The sequence below is a fragment of the Ferrovibrio sp. genome (genome assembly GCF_041906005.1).
Classification (GTDB): Bacteria; Pseudomonadota; Alphaproteobacteria; order Ferrovibrionales; family Ferrovibrionaceae; genus Ferrovibrio.
In genome coordinates, this window is the sequence record NZ_JAYRJY010000001.1 from 2,450,190 (window position 1) to 2,476,449 (window position 26,260).

Here is a 26,260-nt window from a genome sequence, read left to right on the forward strand (position 1 = left end):
GGTGAGTATGGCTATCGGACCAAGCAACAATCTTCTTTCCGCGCTGTCGCAGCTGCAGGGCTCGGCCCGTCCGGCTGCCGCTTCGCAGCCGCGTGCCCCCCAGCAGGCCCAGAACAGCTTTGCGGCCCAGCTCGGCGGCGTGAATGCCATCCGCGCCACCGCACCGGCCACGCAGGATGTCTCGCAGGTCGCAAGCCAGCCGCAGGCTGCGCAATCGCCGGCCCAGCAATCGCGGCCGATCCCGTCCCGTGGCGGCTATCTCGGCCAGCACGTCAATATCCTCGTTTGACCATCCGGCCCGGCGGTTCCGGGCCGTTTGATTGACGCCGCCGGACCCGGCGGCTAGCTTGGCGCCATTGTCGCAATACGAACGACTTGGGGAAACGCCATGCTTTCGCGCCGTCTGCTGCTCAGCCTGTGTGCCGCCCTTCTGCTGTCGCCCGCCGTGGCGGCTGCGCAGCCGAAGGACAAGGTCGCCATTTCGGCCCTGCCGTTCATTTCCACCGCGCCGATCTTCATCGCCAAGGAGCGCGGCTATTTCGACGCCGAGGGCATCGATCTCGACATCAAGATTTTCAATGCCGCCCAAGCCGTGGCTGTGGCGGTGGCCTCCAACGACACCCAGTTCGGCATCACGGCCTTCACCGGCGGCTTCTTCAACCTGGCGGGCAAGGGTGTACTGAAGGTGATCGCGGCCCAGAGCCGCGAGGAGTCAGGTTACAATTTCAATGCGTATGTGGCTTCCAAGAAAGCCTATGACGCCGGTTTCCGCTCGCCCAAGGATTTCGCTGGCAAGAGCGTGGCGATCACCACGGTCGGCTCCAGCTTCCATTACAACCTCGGCCTGCTGGCCGACAAATACGGCTTCAAGCTCGATAGCGTGCAGATGAAGCCGGTGCAGTCGATTCCCAACATGATGGCGGCGCTGTCGGGTGGGCAGGTCGACGCCACCATCATTCCGGCCAACAATGCGTTGAAGCTGGAGGCCGATGGCGTTGGCAAGATCATCGGCTGGGTGCATGAGCATACGCCCTGGCAGCTTGGCGCGCTGTTCGCCTCCAGCAAGATCGTGAAGGAGCAGCGCCCGCTGGTCGAACGTTTCGTCCGCGCCTACCAGAAGGGCCTGGCCGACTATGCCGCCGCCTTCCTGGCCAAGGATTCCCAGGGTAACCGCATGATCGGCGAGAAGGCGCTGGCCGTGATGCCGATCCTGGAGAAATGGGTTGAGCCGAAGCCGACCATCGATACCGTGAAGGTGGCCGCCAATTACATGGACCCGCAGGGCCGCCTGCTGGTGAAGAACATCTACGATCAGGTCGCTTGGTATCAGGCCCAGGGCCTGGTCGATAAATCGGTCAAGGCCGAGGACTTCCTCGATCTCAGCTTCGTCAAAGGTCATCTCGATCTGCCGAAGAAGTAAAACAGCCAGCGAGTAAAGTGCATGCAGGTGGTGCTGGATGGAGTCGGCTATGCCTATGGCGATCTGCCGGTCCTGCAGGATATCGGTTTTTCCGTGGCCGAAGGCGAGACGGCGGCCCTGATCGGGCCATCGGGATGCGGTAAGTCCACCCTGCTCAACCTCGTCGGCGGTCTGCTGCAACAGCAATCGGGCCGCATCACCACGCCGGGCGCGCCGCCGCCGGGCTGCCTCAATCCGCTGACCTTCGTGTTCCAGGATTTCGCCCTGCTGCCCTGGCGCAGCGTGGCCGGCAATGTCGCGCTGGCACTGGAGCATCACGGGCTGAGCCGCAAGCAGCGTGAGGCCCGTATTCATGAAGTCCTGATGCTCTGTGGCCTGGCCGATTTCGCCGATGCACTGCCCAAGCAGCTTTCCGGCGGCATGCGCCAGCGCGTGGGCATTGCCCGTGCCATTGCGGTGAAGCCTGCCGTGCTGCTGATGGACGAGCCGCTTTCGGCCCTGGACGCCCAGACGCGCGAATTGCTGATGGAGGATCTGGTGGCGATCTGGGCGCGCGAACGCACCACCACGCTCTATGTGACGCATAACCTGTCCGAAGCCGTGCGTCTGGCCGACAAGGTGGTGGTGCTTTCCCGCCGGCCGGGGCGCATCAAGCGCATCGTTGCCGTGTCGGTGCCGGTGGCGGAACGCCACAAGCCCGAACATGCGATGGCCTTGCAGGCCCTGCAGGACGAGCTGTGGAGCCTGATCAAAACCGAGGCGCAGGTGGCAGATCGCGAGGTGCAGGATGTCTGAACCCCACCCGACCGTGCTGTTCCGTGGGCGCGGCTTCGTGCCCGCCACCAGGCGCTGGGCCCCCTGGCTCGCGTTTGTCGTCATCATCGCCGCCTGGGAGGCGGCTTCCGATACCGGCTTGCTGCCGGCCCTGTTCATGCCGGCGCCGCACGAGGTGGTGTTGGCCCTGCATAGCCTGCTGGTCGATGGCAAGCTGTTCGTGCATATCGGCGCCTCGCTGCAGCGCATCGTTGGCGGCTGGCTGTTGGGCAGCTTCGCCGGTCTGTGTTTCGGTTTCGCCATGGGCATTTTCGTGCTGGCCCGCTCGGTCGGTCTGCCGGTGGTGGCGGCATTGTTCCCGATCCCGAAGATCGCCCTGCTGCCGCTGTTCATCCTGTGGTTCGGCATCGGCGAACCATCCAAGATCGCCACCATCGCGCTTGGTGTGTTCTTTCCTACCGTGGTCAGCACCTATTCGGCGGTCGACAATGTGCCGCGCAACCTGATCCGCATGGCGCAGAGCTTTGGCCTTTCGACGCCGGCCATCGTGTGGAAGGTGATCCTGCCCGGCGCCATGCCCGGCATCCTCTCCGGTTTCCGCATCTCGTCGTCGATTGCGCTGATCCTCGTGGTGGCGGCCGAAATGATCGGCACCCAGGTCGGCATTGGTGCTTTCGTGCTAGCGGCCGGCAACCTGATGCAGACCGACCAGCTGGTGGCCGGCGTGGTGCTGCTCTCGCTGCTCGGCCTCACCATCAGCTGGCTGCTCGGCATTGCCGAGAAAACCCTGCTGCGCTGGCGTTGAGCCAAAAGAGTTCGCGATGACCGATCATCCCATTCCCGCTACCCGTGTCGTGCGGCAGGATTCCCACGCTGCGCCGCGCATTCTGGAGGCCGATATCGTCGTGCTGGGCGCCGGCATTAGCGGCATCTCGGCGGCGCTGGAGGCGGCGCAACTCGGTCGTCGCGTTGCACTGGTCGATGCCGGCCAACAGCTAGGCGGGCAATCGACCGGCAGCCTGCTGGGCACTTTCTGTGGCTTCTATTCCAACGGTCCCGATCCCTATCGCGTGGTCTATGGCATTGTCGACCGGATGTTTGCGCATCTGAAGAAGACCGATGCCTTCCATCTGCGCCGCGGCCGCAACAGCTATATCCCGCTCTATCAGGAACAGGCGCTGGTGCGCTGGATCGAGCAGACGGTGCATGGCGCCGGGATCGACGTGCTGCTGGGCGCCATATTGCTGGATGTGAAACGCGACGGCGGGCGCATCGAGGCATTGTCGCTGGCCACCCGCTTTGGCCCGGTCGAATTGCGCGGCCAGGGCTTTGTCGATGCCTCGGGCGATGCGGCTTTGAGTTACGCCGCCGGCTTTGCCTGCCGCGAACCGGTCAGCCCGATCATGGGCACGCTCATGTTCACCCTGGAAGGTTTCGACGAGGCAGCGGCCCTGACGCTGGATCGCTGGGCCGTGCAGAAGCATCTGGCGGAGCAGGGCGGTCGCTATGGCCTGGTGCGGCGCGATGGCTTTGTGTTTGCCTTTCCCGGCAAGGGGCAGGCGACGGTGAACATGACCCATGTGGAAACGCCGCTGGAGCCGCTGGGGCTGGCCGCCGCGCAGGCCGAGGGCCGCGCCCAGGCTGACCGCGTGGTGGCTTTCCTGCGCGGCGAATATCCGCAGGTCTTCGGCTCCGCCCGGGTACGGCAATACGGCATGCTGGGCATCCGCCAGACGCGCTGGATCGTCGGCGGCCACAGCATCACGGTGGACGAGGTGCGGCGCGGCGTGAAGCCGGCCGATGCCATCCTGCGCTGCTCCTGGCCGGTGGAATTGCATGACCGCGCCGAGGACGTGCACTGGGAGGAATTCGGCGACGACCACCTGCATTACGTGCCGCTGCGCGCCATGCTGCCGGTCGGTGCCGACAACGTGGTGGCCGCCGGCCGCTGTATCGATGGCGATCCGGCCGCGCTCAGTTCGGTCCGTGTGATGGGCCCCTGCGTCGCCATGGGGGCCGCCGCCGCTCATGCGCTGGATCTGGCGGGTGCCGGCTCGGTGCAGCAGATCGACATCGCCGCCCTGCAGGGGCGGCTGGCCGACAATCTGACCCGTTGCGACCGCGACTGATCCGGTCAGATCAGCCGCGCTGCTCCAGATTTTCCACCAGTTGGCGCAGCAGGGCGATGAATTCCGCCCGTTTCGGCGCCGGCAAGGGGTCGAGGATGCGGTCCTGTGCCCGCATCACGCCGGGCTGGGCCGCACGCAACTGCTTTTCGCCTTCCGGCGTCACCGCCAGCGCATTGGTGCGCCGGTCGGTTTCTGTACGCTGGCGCACCAGCAGGCCGCGTTTGATCAGCCGCGCCACCATTTCTGCCACGGTGGAGCGGTCGATGCCGGTCTGGCGCACCAGGTCGACCTGGCTGATGCCGCTATTCTGGTATATGGCCAGCAGCAGCGCGAACTGACGTGGCGTCAGGCCGTTGCTGCCCACTTCCGCAGTATACAGATCTACGGCAAGCTGCTGGCAGCGCCGCAGCAGATGCCCCGGCGCATCCTGCAGGTTAAAGCCGCCAAGCACATCGCCGGCAGCCGGATGGGTGGTCTTGTCCCCCGACATGGGACCTCCCTATTTTATGGTTTTAGTTGTTACGCCTTCCTGTCACTGGGCGGTCTTTTAGTACCGCTTCTCAGTCCACTGATAAAACGCCATTCAGTGGCTGCTCGTCCAGTGGGAAGCGCAATAATTTCAGGATTGAGAACGACACGCGCTTACAGCGATACTTGATACTTCAAACATCGAAACGGCTATGCAGAATCCGAAGAATTATCGATTTTCCCAGCGCATGCCTGAGGGCGACAACCGCGACCGGATGGTCTGCGACGATTGCGGCTGGGTTCACTACGTCAACCCCAAGGTGGTGGTGGGCGCGGTGATCGGCCATGACGGCAAGATCCTGCTGTGCCGCCGCGCCATCGAGCCGCGCAAGGGCTTCTGGACCATCCCGGCCGGCTATATGGAAGAGCGCGAAACCTCCGAGGACGGCGCGGCGCGCGAAGCCAGGGAAGAAGCCTGCGCCGAGATCGCCATCGATGCCCTGCTGGCGGTCTACAACATCCCGCGCATCAGCCAGGTGCAACTGATCTACCGCGCCACGCTGGCCTCGCCCGATTTCTCCGCCGGACCGGAATCGCTGGAGGTGCAGTTGTTCGGCTGGGATGAAATCCCCTGGAACGACCTTGCCTTTCCCTCGGTGCGCTGGGCGCTGCACCATTACCGTGCCGTGCAGGACCGCGAGAGTTTTCCCACCCATACCAACCCGCCGGGCGAATTGGGCAATTACTGATTCCCCCGACTGCTGATCGACAGGTCTAGAGCGACTCCCGTCGTCGTCTAGCGATTCCATCATTCCGTCATCGAAGTGCCGTGAACCGGTCACGGTGCATTCATCGGTATGCAAAACGGCGCGCCTATGGCTTCCCCACGCAACGGGGAAGGGGCCCATGGCCGGAGTCGTTATCGAGAATATCCGCAAATCCTTTGGCGCCACGCAGGTTCTGAAAGGCGTCTCGCTCGATATTGCCGACCGGGAATTCATGACGCTGGTCGGCCCTTCGGGGTGTGGCAAAAGCACCCTGTTGCGCATCATCGCCGGCCTGGAACAACAGGACGACGGCGATATCCGCATCGGCGGTGCCAGTGCCGGCCGCAAGCGCGCTGCCGACCGCGACCTTGCCATGGTGTTCCAATCCTATGCGCTTTATCCGCATCTCACGGCCCGGGACAACATCGCATTGCCGCTGACCATGCGTCGCCTCACCGCCTGGCAGCGCCTGCCGTTGATCGGCCGCCTGCTGCCCGGTGCGTCTGCTGCCCGCAGTGTGATCGCAGACGAGGTGCGCCGTGTCGCCGAGATTCTGCGTATCGGTCATCTGCTGGAGCGCAAGCCGGCCCAGCTTTCAGGCGGTCAGCGCCAGCGCGTGGCGCTCGGCCGCGCCATGGTGCGCCATCCGGCCGCTTTCCTGATGGACGAACCGCTCAGCAACCTGGATGCCAAGCTGCGCGAGCATATGCGCACCGAGATCGCCCAGCTTCATCAGCAGCTTTCCACCACCTTCATCTACGTCACACACGACCAGGCCGAGGCGATGACCATGTCGGATCGCATCGCGGTGATGATGGACGGCGAAATCCTGCAGGTCGCCGCGCCTGATGTGATTTATGCCGATCCGGCCGATCTTCGGGTTGCCGAATTCATCGGCAGCCCGAAGATCAATGTCGTGCCGGCCGAAATCGACGGGGACGGCATCCTGCGGGTCGGTGCGGCGCGATTCGATATTGCCGCGGCCCTGCCGCCCGGCAGCCAGCTGAAACTGGCCTTCCGGCCGGAAGCAGCCGAGCTGGATGCCAGTTCACCCGCCACGCTGGGCGGAGTGGTGATCATCCGTGAAAACCTGGGCTCCGACCTGCTGGTGCATGTGCAACTGGATGCCGCTCCTGATCCGGTGATCGTGCGCCTGCCGGCCCGCCAGGCGGGCGTGCGCGAGAATGACCGTATCGGCCTGCATGTGCCGGCCGACCAGATCCTGCTGTTCGCCGCTGATGGCCGCCGATTGCGGGTGGTGCCGCGGCAGATCCAGGCGCGGGAGCTGGCCTATGGCTGAGGTCATTTTGCATCGGGCCGCACCGCGGCGCTGGCAGATCGGCGTTGCCGCGATGCCCTATCTGCTGGCCGGGCCGGCTTTTGCGCTCATGCTCCTGCTGCTGATCGGGCCGGTGCTGACCGTGCTGCTGCTGTCCTTCACCGATTACCAGCTCGGCGCGCCCGGGTTTGGATTCATCGGCCTGGAGAATTACACCGAGCTGGCCGGCGAGAAGGTGTTCTGGAAATCGCTGGGCAACACGCTGGCCTATGTCGGGGTGGTGGTGCCGGCTGCTGTCGGGCTGGGGCTGGGCGTGGCGATGCTGATCGAAAGTGGCCGTTCCTGGCGCGCTTTCTACCGCGCCGCCTTCTTTGTGCCGGTGATGGCCACGCTGATCGCCATGGCGATCACCTGGGAATTCATGCTGCATCCCCAATTCGGGTTGATCAACCTGATGCTGAAGCCGCTCGGCCTGGCGCCGCAGAACTGGCTGAACGATCCCAAGCTGGCGCTCTGGGTGCTGGCCGGGATCGGCATCTGGCAATCCTTCGGCTTCAACATGGTGCTGTTCCTTGCCGGCATCGTCTCGATCCCGAAGCATCTCTACGAGGCAGCCGAGATGGACGGTGCCCGCAGCGGCTGGGACCGTTTCCGCCTGGTCACCTGGCCGATGCTGGGGCCGGTGACGATGTTCGTGGTGGTGATTACCGCGATCCGCTCCTTCCAGGTCTTCGACACCGTACATGCGCTAACCAAGGGCGGCCCGGTCAAGGCGACGGAAGTGCTGCTCTACACCATGTATGCCGAGGGCTTTGAATTCCTGCGCTCCGGCTATGCCGCCGCCATCGCCGTCGTCTTCCTGGTCTTCGTGCTGATCCTGACCGTGATCAAGGCGCGGCTGCTCGATCGCAAGGTGCATTACGGATGAACACGCATTCCTCCTTTCTTCGCGCGACTCTGCGGCATGGCGTGCTGCTGGCGGGCGTCGCTGTCGTGCTGCTGCCTTTTGCCTGGATGATCGCCACCTCTCTGAAGCCGGACGCCGAAATCTTCATCAGCGAAATTCGCTGGTGGCCGCAGACCTTGCACGTCGTGGAAAACTACAGCCAGGCCTTCACCCGGGCGCCGCTGGCACGCTTCCTGCTGAACGGCGTGATCGTCACCGTTTCGATCTTCGCGCTGCAGGTGTTGGTCGCTCTGCCGGCGGCCTATGCGCTCGCCAAGTTGCGCTTCCGTGGACGCGAGGCGCTGTTTGCCTTGGTGCTGCTCTGCCTGCTGATCCCGCCGCATGCCATCGCGGTGCCACTGTTCCTGCTGTTCCATCACCTGGGCATCCTCGACAGCTACGCCGCATTGATCGTGCCCTGGGTCATATCGGTCTTCGGCATCTTCCTGATGCGCCAGTTCTTCATGACCGTGCCCGACGACCTGATCGATGCGGCCCGCATGGACGGCATGTCGGAATTCGCCATCGTCTGGCGCGTCATGCTGCCCACCGCCATTCCCGCGATCACCGCCTTTGGCATCTTCTCGGTGATCGCGCACTGGAACGACTATTTCTGGCCGCTGATCGCGCTGAACAGCGAGCAGTATTACACCCCGCCGCTCGGCGTCATCAGCTTCCGCAACCAGGAGGCCGGCACGTCCTATGGACCGCTGATGGCGGCGGCCACCGTGATCATCGCCCCCCTCGTGGTCGCCTTCCTGGTGGCCCAGCGCCGCTTCATCGAAGGCATTGCATTCACCGGCCTCAAATAGGCTGCAACAGAAGAGGAGAGACCCTATGCGTAAAATCTTCATGGCGGCGGCCGCTGCCCTGATGGCGGTATCCACCGCCCAGGCCACCGAGATCGTGATCCAGTATCCTTATGGCGAGCTGTTCAACGGCACGCATCAGCAGATCGCCGCTGAATTCGCCAAGAAGCACCCCGAGATCAAGGTCAGCTTCCGGGCGCCGTACGATTCCTATGAGGAAGCGACGCAGAAAATCCTGCGCGAGTCGATCACCAAGCAGATGCCCGATATCACCTTCCAGGGTCTGAACCGCATCCGCATCATGGTGGATCGCAACATCGCCGTGCCGCTGGATGATTTCATCAAGGCCGAGAAGAACTTCGAGACCGAAGGCTTTCACCAGGCGATGTTCGATATCGGCACGCAGCAGGGCAAGGTTTATGCACTGCCCTTCGCCATCTCCCTGCCCATCGCCTATTACAATCTCGATCTCGTGAAACAGGCTGGCGGCGACCCGAACAACCTGCCTAGGACCTGGGACGAGGTCTTTGCACTGGCGAAGAAGATCAAGGCGCTGGGCGGTGACGTCAACGGCGCCACCATCGCCTGGGACATCACCGGCAACTGGCTGTGGCAGGCTCCGGTCTTCAGCCAGGGCGGCGAGATGCTGAACAAGGATGAAAGCAAGGTGGCCTTCGACGGCCCCGAAGGCCAGTTCGCCATCAATGTCTTTTCGCGCTTCGTCAAGGAGGCCCAGATGCCGAACCTGACGCAGCCGGAAATGCGTGCCGCCTTCGCCGCCGGCAAGACCGGTATCCACATCACCTCCACCTCGGATCTGGCCAAGGTGACCGAGATGGTCGCCGGCAAGTTCCAGCTCAAGACCCACGCCTTCCCGGATGTGAAGCCGGGTGTCGGCCGCCTGCCTGCCGGCGGCAATCTGGGCGTGATCACCGCCACCGATCCGGCCAAGCGCAAGGCCGCCTGGGAGGTGATGAAGTTCTGGCACGGTGCCGAAGGCGCGGCGATCATGGCCAAGACCACGGGCTACATGCCGCCGAACAAGAAGGCCAACGACGTCTATCTCAAGGACTTCTACGAGAAGAACCCGAACAACTACACCGCGGTCAGCCAGCTTGGCCTGCTCACCAAGTGGTATGCCTTTCCGGGCGAGAACGGCCTGAAGATCACCGACGTGATCAAGGATCACCTGCAGTCGATCGTGAACGGCCAGCGCGCCGGTGAACCGCAGGCGGTGCTGAAGGACATGAGCCGCGACGTGCAAAAACTGCTGCCGAAGACGCGTTCGTGACCTGACCATATGGGCGGGGCGGCCGTAAAGCCGCTCCGCCCTTCTGCTTTGCGAAAGGCTGCTGTATGACCAAGCTGATCCATATCACCGACACCCATCTTGTCGAACCCGGCCGCCTGCTTTACGGCCTCGATCCGCAGGCGCGCCTGGCGGCGGCGGTGGACGATATCAACCGCAACCATGCCGATGCCGCCCTGGTGGTGATCACCGGCGACCTGACCCATTGGGGCGAAGGCATCGCCTACGAGGCTTTGCGCGATGTGTTGGACGACCTGATCCCGCCCTGCATCCCGCTGCTGGGCAATCACGACGACCGCCCGACTTTCCGCAAGGTGTTTCCCAACGCGCCGGTGGACGAGAATGGGTTCATCCAGGGTCGTCATGACCTGGCCGAGGGGCGCTTGCTGTTCCTCGATACCAACCAGCCGGGCACCCATGCCGGCTGGTATTGCGAGCAGCGGCAGGATTGGTTGCGCCGTCAGCTTGCCGCCGCTGGCGACAGGCCGCTCTTCGTGTTCATGCACCATCCGCCTTTCGAGGTCGGCATCGGCCCGATGGACAGCATCGGCCTGATCCAGCGCGAGCAGGTGGCGGCCCTGATGCGGCCGCATCGCCAGAATCTGCGGCATGTGTTCTTCGGCCATGTGCATCGGCCGATTGTCGGTAGCTGGATGGGGGTGCCGTTTTCCACCATGCGGGCCACCAACCATCAGGTCTGGCTGGATTTCCGGGCCGAACAGCTTGCCGCCGTTCCCGGCAGCCACGAACCGCCGGCCTATGCCGTGGTGTTCCTGCGCGACGAGGACGTGGTGATCCATTTCCACGATTATCTGGACGACAGCCGCAAGTTCCCGCTGGGCGGTCAGACCCAGAACGAGCGCGACTACGCTTACACTTTCGAACCGGCGGAATGATCCGTCCAGCTACTGGCCGGGCTGTTCCAGTCCGGCCAGTGCGCGGGCAAAACCCGTGGCCGAGAAGGGTTGCAGATCGGCGGCTTGTTCGCCGACGCCGATGTAATGCACCGGCAGGCCGAATTTATCGGCAATCGCCACCAGCACGCCGCCGCGCGCCGTGCCGTCCAGCTTGGTCACCACCAGGCCGGTTACCGCGCAGATTTCCTTGAAGGTTGCCACCTGGCTGATGGCGTTCTGCCCTGTGGTGGCATCCAGCACCAGCAGCACATGATGTGGTGCCTCGGGCACCTGCTTCTTCAGCACGCGCACGATCTTGGCCAGTTCGCCCATCAGGTCGGCCTTGTTCTGCAGGCGGCCGGCGGTGTCGATCAGCAGCACGTCGGTCTTCTGTTCGCGTGCCTGGGCCAGGGCATCGAACGCCAGGCCGGCGGCGTCGCTGCCGGTCTCGCGCGCCAGCACCGGCGCGCCAACGCGGTCACCCCACACCTTGAGCTGCTCGATGGCGGCGGCGCGGAAGGTATCGCCGGCGGCCAGCATCACGCTTTTGCCATCCTCGCGCAGGCGGGCGGCGATTTTGCCGATGGTCGTGGTCTTGCCCACGCCATTCACACCCACCACCAGCACCACCTGCGGCGTATCGCCCTCCAGGGCCAGGGGTCGTTCCACCGGCTGCAGCAGGCCGGCGACGGATTCGGCCAGCGCGGCGCGAACTTCCTCAGGCGAGATGTCTTTCTCGAAGCGGTCCTTGGCGATCTCCTTCACGATCCGGGCGGCCGTGGTCACGCCCAGATCGGCCTTGATCAGCGTTTCCTCCAGATCGTCCAGCGCCTCCTGGTCCAGCTTGCGCTTGGTGAAGAGCGCGCCAATCTGCTCACCCAGTTGGCCGGCCGACCGTGACAGGCCGGCTTTCAGGCGGCTGAACCAGCCCGGTTTTTTCTCGGTCGTATTGTTCCCGGCCTCGCTCATGCGGCCTCCAGCCATAACTTGCCGTCATGCGCCGCCGCGATGCGCGCGGTGACGATGCTGCCTTTTTCCATGCTGTTCGGCAGGATCACCGGCGCATAGGTTTCATCGCGGCCCAGGCCCTGTTGTTCCACCAGGATGCTGGCCGCGCTGCCGATGCGGCTGTTGAGAAAACGGTTCAGCGCATGGTCTGCGCGGTGGCGCAGGTCTGCGGCGCGCGCCCGGCGCAGTTCGACGGGCAGCTGCGGCATGCGCGCGGCCGGCGTGCCGGGGCGTGGCGAATAGGGGAAGACGTGCACGAAGGCAAGTCCGGCTTCGTCGATCAGCTCCGCGCTGCGTTGGAATGCGCCGTCGCTTTCGGTCGGAAAGCCGGCGATCAGGTCGGCGCCCAGCGCGATGCCGGGGCGCAGGGCCTGCAGCCTTGCCGCGGCGTCCAGTGCCTGCTGGCGGCTATGCCGCCGCTTCATGCGTTTCAGGATCAGGTCGTCGCCAGCCTGCAGACTCATATGCGCATGCGGCATCACGCGCGGTTCGTCGGCATAAAGCCGGAACAAATCCTCGTCGATCTCGGCCGGGTCGAGCGAGGAGAAACGCAGCCGTTCGATCTGCGGCACCAGATCCAGCAGCCGCCGCGTCGCCTGGCCCAGTGTCGGCCGGCCGGGCAGGTCATGGCCGTAGGAGGTAATGTCCACGCCGGTCAGCACGAATTCGCGATAGCCGCGCGCGGCCATGGCACGCGCCTGATCCACCACGGCGCCCAGCGGCAGCGAGCGGCTCGGGCCGCGACCATAGGGGATGATGCAGAAGGTGCAGCGATGGTCGCAGCCCTGCTGGATTTCCAGATAGGCGCGCGGCCGGCCGGGAAAATGGCTGACGGCGGGCAGGGCGGGCGGCGTATCGGTCTGGATGTCGCCAACGCTGATACGCGGCGCGGCGACGCCGATGTCGCGCCAGGCATCGACGCCCAGCTTCTCGCGGTTGCCGATCACATGATCCACTTCGCTCATGGCGGCGAAGCCGGCGGCATTCACCTGGGCGGCGCAGCCGGTGACGACGATGCGGGCATCGGGCCGTTCGCGGCGCAGGCGGCGGATCGCCTGGCGCGCCTGTTTCTCGGCTTCCGCCGTCACCGCGCAGGTATTGACGACCACCACGTCGTCGCGGCCCAGCTTGTCGAGCAGACTGCGGATCGCCTCGCCTTCATAGGCATTCAGGCGACAGCCGAAATTCAGTACGGAGGTTTTATCCGCCATGCCTCAGGCGGCGTCCACTGCGGTCCAGAAGCTGGGCGGGATTTCGCCGCGAAAGGCCTCGGCGGCCGGACCGGTCATGTAGATGTGGTTGTCGGCCGCCCATTCGATGGTCAGCGTGCCGCCATCGAGGATGATCGCGGCCTTGCGTTCGGCCAGATCGCGGCGTGCGGCGGCAACCAGCGTGGCGCAGGCGCCGGTGCCGCAGGCGCGCGTGATGCCGGCGCCGCGTTCCCAGACCCGCATGCGAATCTGCGTGCGGTCGATCATCTGGGCGAATTCCACGTTGATGCGTTGCGGGAATAAAGGATCGTGCTCGATCTTGGGTCCGATCTCGGCCAACGGCACGGTTTCGGCATCAGGCACGAAAAACACCACATGCGGATTGCCCACATTCACGGCGCCGGGATGGCTGAAGCCGCCAAAGCTGTAATCCATGCGCAGGGTGTTCATCTCGCGTGCCAGCGGGATGGCCTGCCAGTCGAAACGCGGCTCGCCCATATCCACCGTGATCTGTCCCTGGGCGCCGCCGCGTGCCTGCAGCCAGCCGCCCAGCGTATCGATGCTCACGGCTTCGCGGCCATTTTCCTGCATCAGCAGGCTGGCGACACAGCGCGCCGCATTGCCGCAGGATTCCACCTCGCCGCCATCGGCATTGTGGATGCGCATGAAGGCATCCGCCTTGTCTGACCGTTCGATGGTGATCATCTGGTCGAAACCCACGCCGCGCCGGCGGTCGCCCAGCAGCCGCACCGCCGCCAGATCCAGCGGCAGCGGATGGGCACGGGCGTCCAGCACGACGAAATCGTTGCCGAGGCCGTGCATCTTGACGAAAGGAAGGGCGGTGGTCGGGTGCATGGCGGGGTTATAGGGCGGGGGAACCGGGGTGTCCAGAACGGCCCGCCCCGGGACGGGGATCGGGGCCGGAAAAACGGGGTCAGCCCGCCCTGACGCCCGGCTTGGCCTTGTCGACGGCAGCTTTCAGAGAGGCGCGCAACTGGGCCTCGAGGGCGCCGCCCGAACCCTTGATGCGGTGGGAGATCACCACATAGAGGGTATCGACATGGATGCTGACGATTTCCTGCTGCAACTCGTCCAGGTCGTCCAGCTCTTTCAGGAAATCATGCAATGACTTCGCGAATTCGGTCAGCAGCGGATAGCCGAAAACGCCACCCATGCCCTTGATCTGGAATGCCTCCTCGCGGATATGCTCCAGCACCTCGCGCCGCGCCGAGGGGTCGGCGGCGGCACGGCCAAGGGCCTCGCGCAGGCCTTTCAGAGTCTCGACGGTCTCGTCCAGAAATTGGGTGCTGGTATTCTCGACCAGCGCCTCCATTTTCTTGATCATCTCGTCGTCGAGCCGGAGATCCATGCCGGTCTTGTAATTGACCGCCTTGCGCTTCAGCTCACCACGATTGGGGATGATTTTCCGACGCATGGGGCGTGGCTTATTCGGGTTTTGTCTGGCGCCGGTCAACGCCTTCGAAAGGCAGTTGCTGGCGGCGCCGGTCGGGCCCGAAATAGCCCGGCACGCTGACGAAATCGCGCGGACGCGCAATCACCGAGACCAGGCGACGATACATGCCATCTGCCGTGAAGGGTTTGGCGAGGAATTCGGTCACGCCCTTGTCGCGCGACTCCATCACGTATTCCATTTCCGAATTTGCGGTCAGCATGATCACGGGCATCATGCGATCAGGCGAGGTGCCATCGGTGCGCAGCCAGTCGAGCAGTTCAAGGCCCGAGCGCGGCTTCAGGTTCCATTCGGTGATCATCACGTCATAGCCGCCCGAGCGCAGTGCGGCGATGGCCTTTTCGCTGTCGCGCACGGTCGATACCTGATGGCAGCCCAGCATCATCAGGATGTCCTTCACGAGCTGGCACATCAGCTTGTTGGAATCCACGATGAGGAAGCGGACGTGGCTGAAGTCGATCTTTTCCGACATCCCTGAGCGAAAGCCCCCTTGCGGCCCTTGTATCCCCGGTTCCGGCACCGCCCCTCCACCCGGGCGATAGGTGCTAGAATCATAGAAATACTTTTGCGATCATATATATACTGATGGCCGGACGAAGCCAACCAACCCGCAACACTTTAAAGCGGGTAGTAGGTCTTCTCATTCTACCTTTGGCTCTGGCTGCCTCTCAAGCATGTCGAAACCGCCGCCCCCCGCGGGTCTCCTGCTTCTGCTTACTGTCCTGTTTGCCAATGGGATTCTGGCGGCAACCATGTATTTGCCGTCCCTGCCGGCGATCAGCGAGGCATTGGGGGAGCCGGTCGATGTGCTGCCGTTCACGCTGACCGTGTATTTCGCCACTTTTGCAGGGGCGCAGCTGGTTTACGGCCCGCTGAGCGACCGTTACGGCCGCCGCCCCCTGCTGCTGGGCGGGCTGGTCATCATGGTCGCTGGCTCGGTCGCCTGTGCCCTGGCGGAAAGCCTGTCGGCCCTGTTGTGGGCCCGGGCGGTCCAGGGCCTGGGGGCGGCCAGCGCCATGGCCACCGGTCGCGCTATTGTGAACGACGTCTACGAACGTCAACAGGCAGCCCGGGCGACCTCGGTGATTTCCGCCTCCCTCGCGCTGGCTCCGATCGTCGCCCCGCTGCTGGGCGGCCTGATCGAGCATTACCTCGGCTGGCGGCTCAATTTCTGGATCAACGGCGGCATCACCCTGGCGGTCGTGCTGGTCCTGGTCTGGCGCCTGCCGGAAACCCATATGCCGGCGCCCGCGAATGGACCGCTGCTGCGCGGCATTCTGTCCGCCTATGGCTTCCTGCTCACCAACCGTGCCTTCCTCACCTTCGGTCTGCTGAATCTGGGTGTCTTCGCCGGCCTGCACGGGTTCAGCGCCGGTGCGCCGGCCGTGCTGATCGGCGCTATGGGCCTGAGCGCGGTGGATTACGGCATCCTGATTGCCCTGGGCAGTGGCGGGTTTCTAATCGGCGCGCTGTTGTCGTCATGGCTTGGCGGGCGTTTCGGCCTGCTGCGCATGATCGATGCGGGCGTGCTGTTCACGCTGGTCGGCGGGGCAGGCATGGCGCTGTATGTCGGCTGGATCGAGCCTAGCGTCACCGCCATCGTCGTGCTGCGGCTGGTCTGGGCCATCGGCATGGGGCTGGCCATGCCCAATTCGGTGGTGGGCGCGGTAGGCGTCAATCCCGCCACATTGGGCGCGGGTGCGGCATTGTCGGGTTTTCTGCAGACGGCGGGCGGCGGGCTGGGCTCGGCGGTCAATGCCCTGGTGCCGGCCGGCGATCCGTTCAGTCTGAGCATGGCCTTCGCTGGCACGGCCGTGTTCGGCGCCCTGATCTGGGTGATCAGCCGCGACGCCGCCCGCGCGGTGCTGGCGCGTTAATCCAACTGCGCCGTTTCAGCGCTCGGGCTTCAGCACCGCCATCAATTCGCGCCATTCCCGCGCACTCAGGCCGGAGCTTGCCTGGTCGACGGTTTCGCCGGCCAGCATGCGGCGTACCGCCTTCAGCGCCGTGGCCGAAAGGCTGGCGCCGCCGACGCGGTATTCCATGAAAGCGTCGTAGCAGGCCGGCACCCAGCGCTTCACGGTTTCCAGCATGGCCTCGGCATAGACCCGGATTTCGTACTGCGCATGGCTGTCGGCGCGCAGGCTCAGGAAATGCAGCAGGTTCAGCAGGTCGGTCTTCCAGTACCACTGGGTGTAGAAGTTCAGCGTCAGGTTCATGCGCGCCAGCTCGCGCGCCAGACCCTCGCGGCTTTCGTCACGCTTGCTGCCGTCAGGCCGCTCGTTCAGCATTTCCTCATACGAGGCATAGGACTGCATCGCGTCGCGCTTCAGCAGGTCGAGGACCCGCGCGGCTTCCGCGCCGGTTAGCAGATCGCCGCGGCCCTGGCGGTTTGAGCTCGACTGCGCGGCAAGCTGGTCGGGGGCGGGGATATAGAATTCGTTGTCCAGGATCGAGTAGCGCGCGGAATACTCGTTCACGTTCGCCGTGCGGTGGCGGATCCACTGCCGCGCCACGAAGATCGGCAGCTTGACGTGATACTTGATCTCGCACATCTCGAACGGCGTGGTGTGCCGGTGACGCATCAGGTAGTTGATCAGGCCGCGATCCTCGCTGACCTTCTTGGTGCCGCGGCCGTAAGAGACGCGGGCAGCCTGAACCACGGCGGAATCGTCACCCATGTAGTCGATGACGCGGACAAAACCGTGGTCCAGCACGGTCATCGGTTCGTAGAGGATTTCCTCCAGGGCCGGCACGGTGGCGCGGCGGGTCGGCTGGGACTGGCTGCGCAGGGCGGCGATCTCGGCGGCCTGTTCCGGCGTCATGGTCATTGCGGGTCTCTCCGGCGGGCAAATTCCGGCGACTCGGGCCGCCGGACGAAAGGCAGGTGGTTATAGACCGGCCGGCCGAGTCCCAAAAAGCCCCGGGTCCCAAAAAGCCCGCCCTGACCGGCCCCCCGAAAATGCCCCGGCCGGGGACCCTTCAAAAACTCCTTCCGACCCCCTACATTGATCCTGTCGGGAAACCGACTATGGCGATAAACGCTGTGCAGAATAGGCGTAACGGACCCGGGGGCAGTACCCGGCGCCTCCACCATGAACCCGGTCTTAACCTTTGCGGTTAACCCATTGGCCGGGCTGATGCTGGGGGCGAATCAGGCTCGACGTGCGCAATAAAGGCCCAGTTTTTGCCCGGCATGATACCGCCGTTATCGGGTCACCTCAAAAGTGCCAACGACAATAGCGTTGCACTCGCTGCCTAATCGGTAAGCGCGGCTCGGGGGGCGCCGGGCAACAGAAGCCCCCCACTAATAAATCTTCCGATTTCGACCTTAATCCTGTGGAAGACCCGCCTTCCGCAGCCGGCTTGGAATTGAACCCCCGGATGGGGAAGGGTAAAATGCACGCATTGCGTCCCCGAGAAGATTAGTCATGGCCGGCAAGCTGCTCGACTACAACCAGTTGGTGGAAACTGCCCTGCGCGGCGCGGTGCGCGAGGCGCTCAAACGCGTCGCCGAATTCGGCCTGCCGGGCAACCACCATTTCTACATCACCTTCCGCACTGACCAGCCTGGCGTCGAATTGCCGGATTACCTGCATGAGCGGTATCCGGAAGAGATGACCATTGTGCTGCAGCACCAGTATTGGGGACTGGAGCCGGGCGAGGATGCCTTCCAGATCACCCTCAGCTTCAACAAGGTGCCCGAGCGGCTGGTGGTTCCCTATGCGGCGATCACCGCCTTTGCCGATCCCAGCGTGCAATTCGGCCTGCAGTTCCGCGTCGCACCCAATACCGATGCGCGGCCGGCGATCAGCAGCCCGGCCCCGGTGGGCGAGGCCGATACCACGACGCCCGCGGCGGCGGCCGAGGACCCGGCCGAACGCAAGACCGGCGACGTCGTCGCGCTGGATGCCTTCCGCAAGAAAAAGACCTGACCTGCGGCGCCCGCAGCGCCGGTCCAAAGCAGCCCAAGATCAGCAGCCCCGGAGAATAGAATGCCCGAGTTCCGCTACGAGGACCTGTTTCCGCTTGGTCCCGACACGACGCCCTACCGCAAGCTGTCTTCCGACGGCGTCGAGGTGATCAAGGCCGGCGGGCGCGAAGTGCTGCAGGTTTCTGACAAGGCGCTCAGCGATCTCACTTTCGCCGCCATGCGCGACATCGCGCATCTCTTCCGCCCGGGCCATCTGGCCCAGCTGCGTGCCATCCTCGACGACAAGGATGCCTCGCCGAACGACCATTTCGTGGCGCTGGAGCTGCTCAAGAACGCCAATATCTCGGCCGGCATGGTGCTGCCCTCCTGCCAGGATACCGGCACGGCCATCGTGATCGGCAAGAAGGGCCAGTATGTCTGGACCTCTGGTAAGGACGAAGAGGCGATCAGCCACGGCGTCTATCGCACCTATACCGAGACCAACCTGCGCTATTCCCAGCTCGCGCCGCTTTCCATGTTCGAGGAGAAGAACACCGGCACCAACCTGCCGGCGCAGATCGAGCTCTATGCCACCGATGGCGATGCCTACAAGTTCCTGTTCATGGCCAAGGGCGGCGGCTCGGCCAACAAGACCTATCTTTACCAGCAGACGCCGGCGGTGCTGCGCGGCGATACGCTGCTGAAATTCCTCGATGCCCAGATCAAGACGCTGGGCACGGCCGCGTGCCCGCCCTACCACCTGGCGATCGTGATCGGCGGCCTGTCGGCCGAGCTGAACCTCAAGACCGCCAAGCTGGCCTCGGCACGATATCTCGATCATCTGCCGACAAAGGGCAGCGAAACCGGTCATGCCTTCCGCGACGTGGAATTCGAGCAGAAAATCCTTGAGCTCACCCGTATCAACGGCATCGGCGCGCAGTTCGGCGGCAAGTATTTCTGCCACGACGTGCGCGTGATCCGCCTGCCGCGCCACGGCGCCAGCGTGCCGGTCGGCATCGCGGTATCCTGCTCGGCCGACCGCCAGGCTCTGGGCAAGATCACCCGCGACGGCATCTATCTCGAACAGCTCGAGACCAATCCGGCGCAGTATCTGCCCGAACACGAAGACAAGCTGTCGGCGGAAGTGGTCAAGATCGACCTCAACCAGCCGATGAGCGAAATCCGCAAAAAGCTCTCGCAGTATCCGGTCAAGACCCGCCTGTCGCTGACCGGCACGCTGATCGTCGCCCGCGACCTGGCGCATGCCAAATTCGCCGAGCGGATCGAGAAGGGTCAGGGCCTGCCCGATTACGTGAAGAACCACATGATCTATTACGCCGGCCCGGCCAAGACGCCGGACGGCATGGCTTCGGGTTCCTTCGGCCCCACCACGGCAGGCCGCATGGACTCTTACGTCGGCCTGCTGATGGAAAACGGCGGTGGCTTCATCAGCCTCGCCAAGGGCAACCGCTCCAAGCAGGTGACCGATGCCTGCAAGAAATATGGCGGCTTCTATCTCGGCTCGATCGGCGGCCCGGCCGCGATCCTGGCCAAGAACTGCATCAAGAAGGTCGAGCAGCACGAATACCCGGAACTCGGCATGGAAGCGGTGTGGAAGATCGAGGTCGAGGATTTCCCCGCCTTCATCATCGTCGACGACAAGGGCAACGACTTCTTCGCCAACCTGGCGTAAGCGGCGCTTTCGCGAAAATGGAAAAAGGCCACCGCAAGGTGGCCTTTTTCTTGTCGTCTGCCTGGTGGATCACAGCCCCATATAGGCTTGCCGCACGCGGTCGTCGTGCAGCAGGGCCTCGCCGGTACCTTCCATCACGATGCGGCCGTTTTCCAGCACATAGGCCTGGTTGGCCAGTTTCAGCGAGACGGCAACGTTCTGCTCCACCAGGATCACCGTCATGCCGCGCTGGTGCAGCAGCTTGATGATGCGGAACACCTCCTGCACCACGGCTGGCGCCAGGCCCAGCGAGGGCTCGTCGAACATGATCAGTTCCGGCTGCCCCATCAGGCAGCGGCCGATGGCCAGCATCTGCTGCTCGCCGCCCGACATGGTGCCCGACAGCTGGTTGCGCCGCTCGGCCAGACGCGGAAACAGGCCGAACACCTCGTCCAGCGTGGCTTTTTCCTTGGCCCGGGCACGCGACAGCATCGCGCCCATCTGCAAATTCTCCAGCACGGTCAGGCTGGGAAACACCTGCCGGCCCTCGGCCACCTGGCCGATTCCTAAATTGCATACCTTGTGGCTCGGCAGGCCGGCGATCTCGGTTTCGCCAAAGCGTATGCTGCCTTTGCGTGGCCGTTCGATGCCGGCGATGGTGCGGATCAGGGTGGATTTGCCGGCGCCGTTGGCGCCGATGATGGCGACGATGCTGCTCCGGGGCACGCGCAGCGAGACGCCGTCCAGTGCCTGCGCATCGCCGTAAAAAACGTCCAGATTTTCGATGGCGAGGCTCATGCCTCCACCTCCTCGCCCAGATAGCATTCCAGCACGGCCGGGTCGCGCACCACATCTTCCGGCGCGCCGCTGGCGATCACCTGGCCGTAATGCAGCACCACCACCTGCTGCGACAAAGCCATCACCGCCCGCATCACGTGCTCGATCAGCAGGATGGTCATGCCATGTTTTCTGTTGAGGTCGCGGAACACCGCCACCATCTGGTCGGTTTCGGTGGGGCGCAGCCCGGCCATAACCTCGTCCAGCAGCAGAAGCTTCGGCTCGGTGGCCAGGGCGCGCGCAACTTCCAGCCGTTTGCGCTCGGGCAGGGTAAGCTGTGCGGCCGGCTGGCTGCGCTTGTCGGCCATGCCCAGCTGGTCCAGCACGGCCTCGGCTTTTCTGCGCGCCTGCCGCACATCCTTCTCGGCCCGCAGGGCGCCGACGATCACGTTTTCCAGCGCGGTGAGTTCCTTGAACGGCTTCACGATCTGGAAGGTGCGGCCGATGCCGGCATGGCAGATCCGGTCCGGCCGCATGCCGTCGATGCGGTTCCCATTGAAGGTGATGCGGCCTTCATCGGGCCTGAACACGCCGGCGATCATGTTGAAACAGGTGGTCTTGCCGGCGCCGTTGGGGCCGATCAGGCTGACGATGCCGCCCTGTGGCACGCTCAGGCTTGCCTGGCTCACGGCGCGCAGGCCGCGGAAGCTTTTCGAAATGCCGTCTACGGTCAGAAGATCGGTCATGACCGGTCCTCCAGGCCGAGCCGCTTGCGCAGTGGCGGCCAGATGCCGTGCGGCAGATAGATGATCACCACCAGCAGGCAGATGCCGTAGAACACCTGCTTGATGCCGGGGATTTCATAACCCAGCGCATGCATGATCTCGGTCACAGCCTCAGCCAGCGCGGTCAGCACGACGGCGCCGAGGATTGGACCGAACAGCGAGCCGACGCCGCCGATGATCGGGCCCAGGATCAGTTCGATCGAGCGCGCCATGCTGAAAATCTGCTCGGGAAACAGGTTGTTGTAGTAGAAGGCGAAGAACACGCCGCTCAGGGCGGTCATGCCGGACGAGATCGCTACCGCGATCATTTTGTAGCGGAACACATTGATGCCCAGCGTCTGGGCGGCTTCCGGCTCTTCGCGGATCGCCAGCCAGTAATAGCCGATGCGCCCGGTCAGCAGCCAGCGGCAGAACAGGAATGCCAGCACGGTGATGGCCAGCAGGATATAATAGAACATCGTGGGTGAGCCGCGCAGGTTGAGCGGATCATTGGCGGCCTGCTGCGTCACCGGCAGGAAAAAGCCGCCAGAGCCGTTTACCCAGGCGAAATGGTCGAAGCCGACACGGGTGAATTCGGCGAAGGCGATGGTCAGCAGGGCGAAATACACGCCGCTGATGCCGAAGCGGAAGGCCAGGAAACCGATCACCAGGCCGGCGCCCATCGAGAGGGCAATGGCCGGCAGTACGCCGGCCCACGGCCCGATGCCGAAATGCACATACAGCGCGGCGGCGGTATAGGCGGCAATGCCGACATAGAGCGAATGGCCCAGGCTGAGCTGGCCGGCAAAGCCCATCATCACGTTCCAGGCCTGGCCGGTATAGGCGAAATACAGCACCAGGATCAGGATCGAGAGGATATAGGCATCCACCACCAGCGGCGCGATCAGCAGACCGGCCAGCATCAGGACAAGCAGAACCAGGGCGCGCCGCGGCACGCCGTCGATCATACGGGAAATCATGCTTTACGCCCCAGCAGGCCCTGCGGCCGGAACAGAAGAACCAGGATCAGGATGGCGACGCCGAACATCGTCTTGGCCGAGGGCGCGAAGAAAAGGCCCGACATCGCTTCCGACAGGCCGATCAGTACCCCGCCCAGCAGCGCGCCGGGCATCGAGCCAAGGCCGCCGATGATCACGATCACGAAAGCCTGCAGGGTGAAGACAGGCCCGATATTGGGCGTTGTGTCGATTAGCAGCGTCATCATAGCGCCAGCGGCACCGACACAGGCCGAGCCGATGCCGAAGGTCAGCGCATAAAGCTGCTTGACGTTCAGGCCCACCACCAGGGCGCCCAGATGGTTGTCGGCGCAGGCGCGGATCGCCTTGCCGGTATGGCTCAGTTTGAAGAAGGCAAAGAGGACAGCGGTGATGGCCAGCGCCATGGCGGCGGTGATCACGCGCACCTTGTCGACCAGCAGGGAGCCGATTTCGATGGAATCGAGCGAATAATCCACCAGCACGTTGCGGGCATCGGGCCCGAAGATCATCAGCAGGCCGTTCACCATGATGATTGCCACGGCGGCCAGCAGGATGAACTGGCTGTGCTCCGGCCGGTTGATGAAGGGATTGATCAGCAATGCCTGCATGGCATAGCCGATGGCGAACAGGATCACCGCGATCGGCACCATGGCCACCAGCGGATCGATGTGCCATGCGGCGAAGGCGACGATCGCCCCGTAAGAGGCGATCGTCATCATCTCGCCATGAGCGAAATTGACCACACGCACCACGCCGAAAATCACCGACAGGCCGAGCGCCATCAGGCCATAGACCAGGCCGGTCAGGATGCCCTGCAGCGCGACGGTTAATACAAGTTCTGTTGGCATGATGTCTTTGCGATGCGTGTGGTCGGGACTGGCTTAGCGCTTGCTCCAGCTCGGCAGCGGCAGAAGCAGGTTGTCTTCGGCGATGTCGAGCGGCAACACCACCTTCGGCCGCTGGTCCAGGTTCTGCAGCGTCACGGATTTGATGTTGACGTTCTGGCCCTTGGCGTCGAACTGCAGGCTGCCGCCGGCCATCACGTGGTTGTCGATCTTGGTCTGGCGGATCGCGTCGGCCAGTGCCTTGCCGTCCGTGCTCTTGGCGCGGTTGTAGGCATCGACCGCCACCATGACGGCCTCGAACGAGAAGCCGACATTCAGCTCGAACAGTTCGCCCTTGTAGGACTTGGTGAACTCGTCCAGCAGCTTCTGGGTGATCGACGAACGCGGGTTGTACCACGGAACGTTGGTGATCATGTAATTCGAGAACTTGCCCAGGGTCTTGTAGAACTGGCCCTCGTAGAAGCCCGGCGCGCCGGGGCTCATCACGATCTTCGGTTCCCAGCGCTGCTTGACCATCTCACGCACCATCAGGATGGCGTCGTTCAGGCGCGTCACCGGCATCAGCATCTCGGCGCCGGTGGCCTTGGCCTTGGCGATTTCCACCGACAGGTCCTTGGCCTGCGGGTCGTAGGCGATGGTCTCGACGATCTGGAACGGCAGGTTGAAGCGCGGCGCCATCGCCTTGATCGCCCCGGCCATCGACTGGCCGAAGGTGTCGTTCACATGCATGAACACGGCGGTCTTGGGTGTGATGCCGCTCTTCTCGAACACGCCCTTCATCAGGTTCAGGCCGTCGCCGACCAGCATGGGGGCAGTCGGGAAGTTGCGGAACACGAACTTGTAGCCCTGTTCGGTGATCTGCGGCGCTGCGGCCACGTTGATGATGTAGGGCACGCCCTTCTGTTCGGCGACCTGGGCGATGGCGGCGGACTGGCCGCTGTCGAAGGCACCGATCAACACGTTGGCGCCGTCGTTGATCAGCTTTTCCGCGCGGGCGCGGGCGACGTCGACATTCGACTCGGTGTCGGCGTTCATGATCTCGACCTCGGCGGCGATGCCGAGCTGCTTCAGCACGCGCGGTGCGATGTCGATGCCGCGCTGGCAGGCGATGCCGAGCTGGGCCTGGAAGCCCGAGCGCGGATGGATCGAGCCGATCTTCAGCGTCTTGGGTTGGGCGCGGATGATGTTGAAAGGCGCGGTGCCGGCCACGATGGCGGCGCCGGCTGCTGCCGAAGCGGCGAATTGGCGACGGGTAATCTTGCTGCTCATGGTCTGTCCTCCCTGGATGTGTTCTGCCGCCGCCCGGTTTGGCCGGCGCGCTTGGTACGCGACGCTACCGGATCGTTGTCCGGTGCGGAATGGGCCTCGCCGGTCAGTGCCGGCGCGGCGATGAATTTGCGCAGCAGGCGCATCAATGTCTCATGCTCCTGCTGGCTCAGAACCTGATTGATCAGCTTGTCGTGGCTTTTCACCCGCATGATCAGTTCCGCCATCTGGCGTTCGCCGCCAGCGGTGAGGAAAAGACCGTAGGCACGGCGGTCATGAGGGTCGGCGCGGCGTTCTACCAGGCCCAGCCGTTCCAGCCGGTCCACCATGGTCATGGCGCCCGAGCGGGCCACGCCCAGGGCCTCACCCAGGCGGCTTTGTTGCAGGCCGGGATTGTGCTCGATCAGCATCAGCGCCGAGAACAGCGCGGGGCTTACTCCCGTCGGGCCGAGGCGGGCGTAGAAATCCTCCCATACCCGCAACTGGGCCAGGCGCAGCAGATAACCGACATGGTTGGGCAGGGTACCGTAATTCACCGGCGCGGCGCGGCGGTCGGCCCGCGGCTCGGTCCGCACTTCGGCTTTGCGCGCGGCATCCTTGCGCAAATCGGCTTTGCGCATATCAGTCGCGGTTCCGTTGCGGACGGATGCCGGCACGGCTGCTGTTCCTCTCCCTGGCCATCGGCCTCTTGGGCCGGGCTTGTTATGACGCCGGATTGTAGCGAGGAACAATAGTAATGCAAGCATACAAAATGCCTGCGGCAGGGATCGGTGCCGATATTGCCTGTCGGCACCGTGCGGCGCCAGCCGCTTGCTGTCATCCGAAAGTCATGCGGCGCCGCTAGAGTTGCCGCATCTCGGCGCCGACTCGCGCCCGGGCCGGCCTCGGTGTCCCCGCTCCGACCGGCCTTCTTTTTTTCAGCCTACGCCTCAGGCCGGATTGGCCTTGCTGCGGCGGTCCTTGCCGGTGCGTCGGCCACCGCCCTTGCGGCGATCGCTATTGCCGGGAATATCCTCGGGCTCCAGTTCGATGAAACGGCGGTCACCGCGGCGGCGCTCGATCAGCCTGCGGCGGTCGGGGCCGATGAATCCCTTCACACGCACGAAGGGGCGCGGTTCCTTCAGCACCGACATCAGCCTGCGCACCAGGGCCTCGACGGCGGGTGGCTTGATCACGATCTCGTTCACGCCTGCATCGCGCGCGGCGATGACCAGCGCAGCCTCGGGCGCCTCGATCATCAGGATGATGGGGATGCGGCCGAGCTCGCCGGAATCGCGGCGCAGCCGCCGGACCAGCATCAGGCCGTCGCCACCGGGCAATTTGTGATCCAGCAGCAGCACGCTTGGCGGGTCCAGCATCAGCTGGCGCATCGTCTCGCCCGAATTGCCGGTCAGCATGATGCTGGGGAAGCCCATGCCCAGCAGCACGTTGCGCAGGGCCTGGCGCGTGGCGCGGTTGCTTTCCGCCACCAGGATTGTGGCGCTGCGGAAGGTCTTGGGATCGATGCGGCGGTCTTGGCTCATGACGGCACTCGGATT

The 26,260-nt window shown here is 64.2% G+C and carries 28 protein-coding genes and 1 other RNA gene; 15 read left to right on the forward strand and 14 right to left on the reverse strand.

Annotation, left to right across the window (positions count from 1 at the left end; all coding sequences use genetic code 11):
• The first annotated feature begins 7 nt into the window (after nt 1-7).
• From ACE3OO_RS11980 to ACE3OO_RS12000, 5 genes are all read left to right on the forward strand, one after another.
• Nucleotides 8-289: a hypothetical protein gene (locus ACE3OO_RS11980; protein WP_374303146.1), complete on the forward strand. Its 282-nt coding sequence runs from the start codon at nt 8-10 to the stop codon at nt 287-289.
• A 99-nt stretch (nt 290-388) separates the two neighbouring features.
• Nucleotides 389-1,420 carry an ABC transporter substrate-binding protein gene (locus ACE3OO_RS11985; RefSeq protein ID WP_374303148.1) on the forward strand — a complete coding sequence of 344 codons (1,032 nt, stop codon included), beginning with the start codon at nt 389-391 and terminating at the stop codon, nt 1,418-1,420.
• A 21-nt stretch (nt 1,421-1,441) separates the two neighbouring features.
• Nucleotides 1,442-2,215 carry an ABC transporter ATP-binding protein gene (locus ACE3OO_RS11990; protein WP_374303149.1) on the forward strand — a complete coding sequence of 258 codons (774 nt, stop codon included), beginning with the start codon at nt 1,442-1,444 and terminating at the stop codon, nt 2,213-2,215.
• Nucleotides 2,208-2,999, forward strand: a complete 792-nt coding sequence (locus ACE3OO_RS11995) for an ABC transporter permease (RefSeq protein ID WP_374303151.1) — start codon at nt 2,208-2,210, stop codon at nt 2,997-2,999. Before ACE3OO_RS11990 ends, ACE3OO_RS11995 begins: the two co-directional genes overlap by 8 nt.
• Nucleotides 3,000-3,015: 16 nt before the next feature.
• Nucleotides 3,016-4,323 carry an FAD-dependent oxidoreductase gene (locus tag ACE3OO_RS12000; protein ID WP_374303153.1) on the forward strand — a complete coding sequence of 436 codons (1,308 nt, stop codon included), beginning with the start codon at nt 3,016-3,018 and terminating at the stop codon, nt 4,321-4,323.
• A 10-nt stretch (nt 4,324-4,333) separates the two neighbouring features.
• Here the strand turns inward: ACE3OO_RS12000 and ACE3OO_RS12005 are convergent, their stop codons facing one another.
• Complete coding sequence (locus tag ACE3OO_RS12005; RefSeq protein WP_374303155.1) at nt 4,334-4,813, reverse strand: MarR family winged helix-turn-helix transcriptional regulator; 480 nt, start codon at nt 4,811-4,813, stop codon at nt 4,334-4,336.
• A gap of 190 nt (nt 4,814-5,003) precedes the next feature.
• Between ACE3OO_RS12005 and ACE3OO_RS12010 the strand changes: the two genes are divergently transcribed.
• The 6 genes from ACE3OO_RS12010 to ACE3OO_RS12035 all read left to right on the forward strand — a co-directional run bounded on the left by ACE3OO_RS12010 (nt 5,004) and on the right by ACE3OO_RS12035 (nt 10,797).
• Entirely contained in the window at nt 5,004-5,540 is a 537-nt protein-coding gene (locus tag ACE3OO_RS12010) for an NUDIX domain-containing protein (protein WP_374303157.1), read from the forward strand.
• A 157-nt stretch (nt 5,541-5,697) separates the two neighbouring features.
• Entirely contained in the window at nt 5,698-6,858 is a 1,161-nt protein-coding gene (locus tag ACE3OO_RS12015; protein WP_374303159.1) for an ABC transporter ATP-binding protein, read from the forward strand.
• Nucleotides 6,851-7,765 (forward strand): carbohydrate ABC transporter permease, encoded by a 915-nt coding sequence (locus ACE3OO_RS12020; RefSeq protein WP_374303161.1) that lies wholly within the window; start codon nt 6,851-6,853, stop codon nt 7,763-7,765. Before ACE3OO_RS12015 ends, ACE3OO_RS12020 begins: the two co-directional genes overlap by 8 nt.
• Nucleotides 7,762-8,595 carry a carbohydrate ABC transporter permease gene (locus ACE3OO_RS12025; RefSeq protein WP_374303163.1) on the forward strand — a complete coding sequence of 278 codons (834 nt, stop codon included), beginning with the start codon at nt 7,762-7,764 and terminating at the stop codon, nt 8,593-8,595. The genes ACE3OO_RS12020 and ACE3OO_RS12025 overlap by 4 nt, the downstream gene beginning before the upstream one ends.
• Nucleotides 8,596-8,620: 25 nt before the next feature.
• The gene (locus ACE3OO_RS12030) at nt 8,621-9,883 is read left to right on the forward strand and encodes an ABC transporter substrate-binding protein (protein WP_374303165.1); all 1,263 of its coding nucleotides are present in this window, start codon (nt 8,621-8,623) and stop codon (nt 9,881-9,883) included.
• A 65-nt stretch (nt 9,884-9,948) separates the two neighbouring features.
• Complete coding sequence (locus ACE3OO_RS12035) at nt 9,949-10,797, forward strand: phosphodiesterase (RefSeq protein WP_374303168.1); 849 nt, start codon at nt 9,949-9,951, stop codon at nt 10,795-10,797.
• A gap of 9 nt (nt 10,798-10,806) precedes the next feature.
• Here ACE3OO_RS12035 and ftsY read toward each other — a convergent pair whose 3' ends face one another.
• The 5 genes from ftsY to ACE3OO_RS12060 all read right to left on the reverse strand — a co-directional run bounded on the left by ftsY (nt 10,807) and on the right by ACE3OO_RS12060 (nt 14,959).
• Complete coding sequence (ftsY, locus tag ACE3OO_RS12040) at nt 10,807-11,766, reverse strand: signal recognition particle-docking protein FtsY (protein ID WP_374303170.1); 960 nt, start codon at nt 11,764-11,766, stop codon at nt 10,807-10,809.
• Nucleotides 11,763-13,016, reverse strand: a complete 1,254-nt coding sequence (mtaB, locus tag ACE3OO_RS12045) for a tRNA (N(6)-L-threonylcarbamoyladenosine(37)-C(2))-methylthiotransferase MtaB (RefSeq protein WP_374303172.1) — start codon at nt 13,014-13,016, stop codon at nt 11,763-11,765. Before mtaB ends, ftsY begins: the two co-directional genes overlap by 4 nt.
• A gap of 3 nt (nt 13,017-13,019) precedes the next feature.
• Nucleotides 13,020-13,871, reverse strand: coding sequence for a diaminopimelate epimerase (gene dapF / locus ACE3OO_RS12050; protein ID WP_374303174.1), 852 nt, complete (start codon nt 13,869-13,871; stop codon nt 13,020-13,022).
• 79 nt (nt 13,872-13,950) lie between these two features.
• Complete coding sequence (locus ACE3OO_RS12055; RefSeq protein WP_374303176.1) at nt 13,951-14,451, reverse strand: Hpt domain-containing protein; 501 nt, start codon at nt 14,449-14,451, stop codon at nt 13,951-13,953.
• 10 nt (nt 14,452-14,461) lie between these two features.
• Complete coding sequence (locus ACE3OO_RS12060) at nt 14,462-14,959, reverse strand: response regulator (protein ID WP_374303178.1); 498 nt, start codon at nt 14,957-14,959, stop codon at nt 14,462-14,464.
• A gap of 202 nt (nt 14,960-15,161) precedes the next feature.
• Between ACE3OO_RS12060 and ACE3OO_RS12065 the strand changes: the two genes are divergently transcribed.
• Nucleotides 15,162-16,364 (forward strand): multidrug effflux MFS transporter, encoded by a 1,203-nt coding sequence (locus ACE3OO_RS12065; RefSeq protein ID WP_374303180.1) that lies wholly within the window; start codon nt 15,162-15,164, stop codon nt 16,362-16,364.
• 15 nt (nt 16,365-16,379) lie between these two features.
• Here ACE3OO_RS12065 and thyX read toward each other — a convergent pair whose 3' ends face one another.
• On the reverse strand, nt 16,380-17,318 hold the full coding sequence (gene thyX, locus ACE3OO_RS12070) for an FAD-dependent thymidylate synthase (protein ID WP_374303182.1): 939 nt from the start codon (nt 17,316-17,318) through the stop codon (nt 16,380-16,382).
• 146 nt (nt 17,319-17,464) lie between these two features.
• Here thyX and ssrA point away from each other — a divergent pair.
• The 3 genes from ssrA (at nt 17,465) to ACE3OO_RS12085 (ending at nt 20,093) form a co-directional block, all read left to right on the forward strand.
• Nucleotides 17,465-17,796: a transfer-messenger RNA gene (ssrA, locus tag ACE3OO_RS12075) on the forward strand.
• A gap of 122 nt (nt 17,797-17,918) precedes the next feature.
• Nucleotides 17,919-18,422: an SspB family protein gene (locus tag ACE3OO_RS12080; RefSeq protein WP_374303184.1), complete on the forward strand. Its 504-nt coding sequence runs from the start codon at nt 17,919-17,921 to the stop codon at nt 18,420-18,422.
• Nucleotides 18,423-18,482: 60 nt separating this feature from the next.
• Nucleotides 18,483-20,093, forward strand: a complete 1,611-nt coding sequence (locus tag ACE3OO_RS12085; RefSeq protein WP_374303186.1) for a fumarate hydratase — start codon at nt 18,483-18,485, stop codon at nt 20,091-20,093.
• A 69-nt stretch (nt 20,094-20,162) separates the two neighbouring features.
• Here ACE3OO_RS12085 and ACE3OO_RS12090 read toward each other — a convergent pair whose 3' ends face one another.
• From ACE3OO_RS12090 to ACE3OO_RS12120, 7 genes are all read right to left on the reverse strand, one after another.
• The gene (locus tag ACE3OO_RS12090) at nt 20,163-20,870 is read right to left on the reverse strand and encodes an ABC transporter ATP-binding protein (protein WP_374303188.1); all 708 of its coding nucleotides are present in this window, start codon (nt 20,868-20,870) and stop codon (nt 20,163-20,165) included.
• On the reverse strand, nt 20,867-21,595 hold the full coding sequence (locus ACE3OO_RS12095) for an ABC transporter ATP-binding protein (protein ID WP_374303190.1): 729 nt from the start codon (nt 21,593-21,595) through the stop codon (nt 20,867-20,869). The genes ACE3OO_RS12090 and ACE3OO_RS12095 overlap by 4 nt, the downstream gene beginning before the upstream one ends.
• Nucleotides 21,592-22,593 (reverse strand): branched-chain amino acid ABC transporter permease, encoded by a 1,002-nt coding sequence (locus ACE3OO_RS12100; protein WP_374303192.1) that lies wholly within the window; start codon nt 22,591-22,593, stop codon nt 21,592-21,594. Before ACE3OO_RS12100 ends, ACE3OO_RS12095 begins: the two co-directional genes overlap by 4 nt.
• Nucleotides 22,590-23,459 (reverse strand): branched-chain amino acid ABC transporter permease, encoded by an 870-nt coding sequence (locus ACE3OO_RS12105; RefSeq protein WP_374303194.1) that lies wholly within the window; start codon nt 23,457-23,459, stop codon nt 22,590-22,592. Before ACE3OO_RS12105 ends, ACE3OO_RS12100 begins: the two co-directional genes overlap by 4 nt.
• A 33-nt stretch (nt 23,460-23,492) precedes the next feature.
• A complete protein-coding gene (locus ACE3OO_RS12110) occupies nt 23,493-24,725 on the reverse strand; it encodes an ABC transporter substrate-binding protein (RefSeq protein ID WP_374303196.1) in 1,233 nt (410 codons plus the stop codon).
• The gene (locus ACE3OO_RS12115) at nt 24,722-25,342 is read right to left on the reverse strand and encodes a MarR family winged helix-turn-helix transcriptional regulator (protein WP_374303198.1); all 621 of its coding nucleotides are present in this window, start codon (nt 25,340-25,342) and stop codon (nt 24,722-24,724) included. Before ACE3OO_RS12115 ends, ACE3OO_RS12110 begins: the two co-directional genes overlap by 4 nt.
• A 309-nt stretch (nt 25,343-25,651) precedes the next feature.
• Entirely contained in the window at nt 25,652-26,245 is a 594-nt protein-coding gene (locus tag ACE3OO_RS12120) for a response regulator (RefSeq protein ID WP_374303199.1), read from the reverse strand.
• Nucleotides 26,246-26,260: the final 15 nt, after the last annotated feature.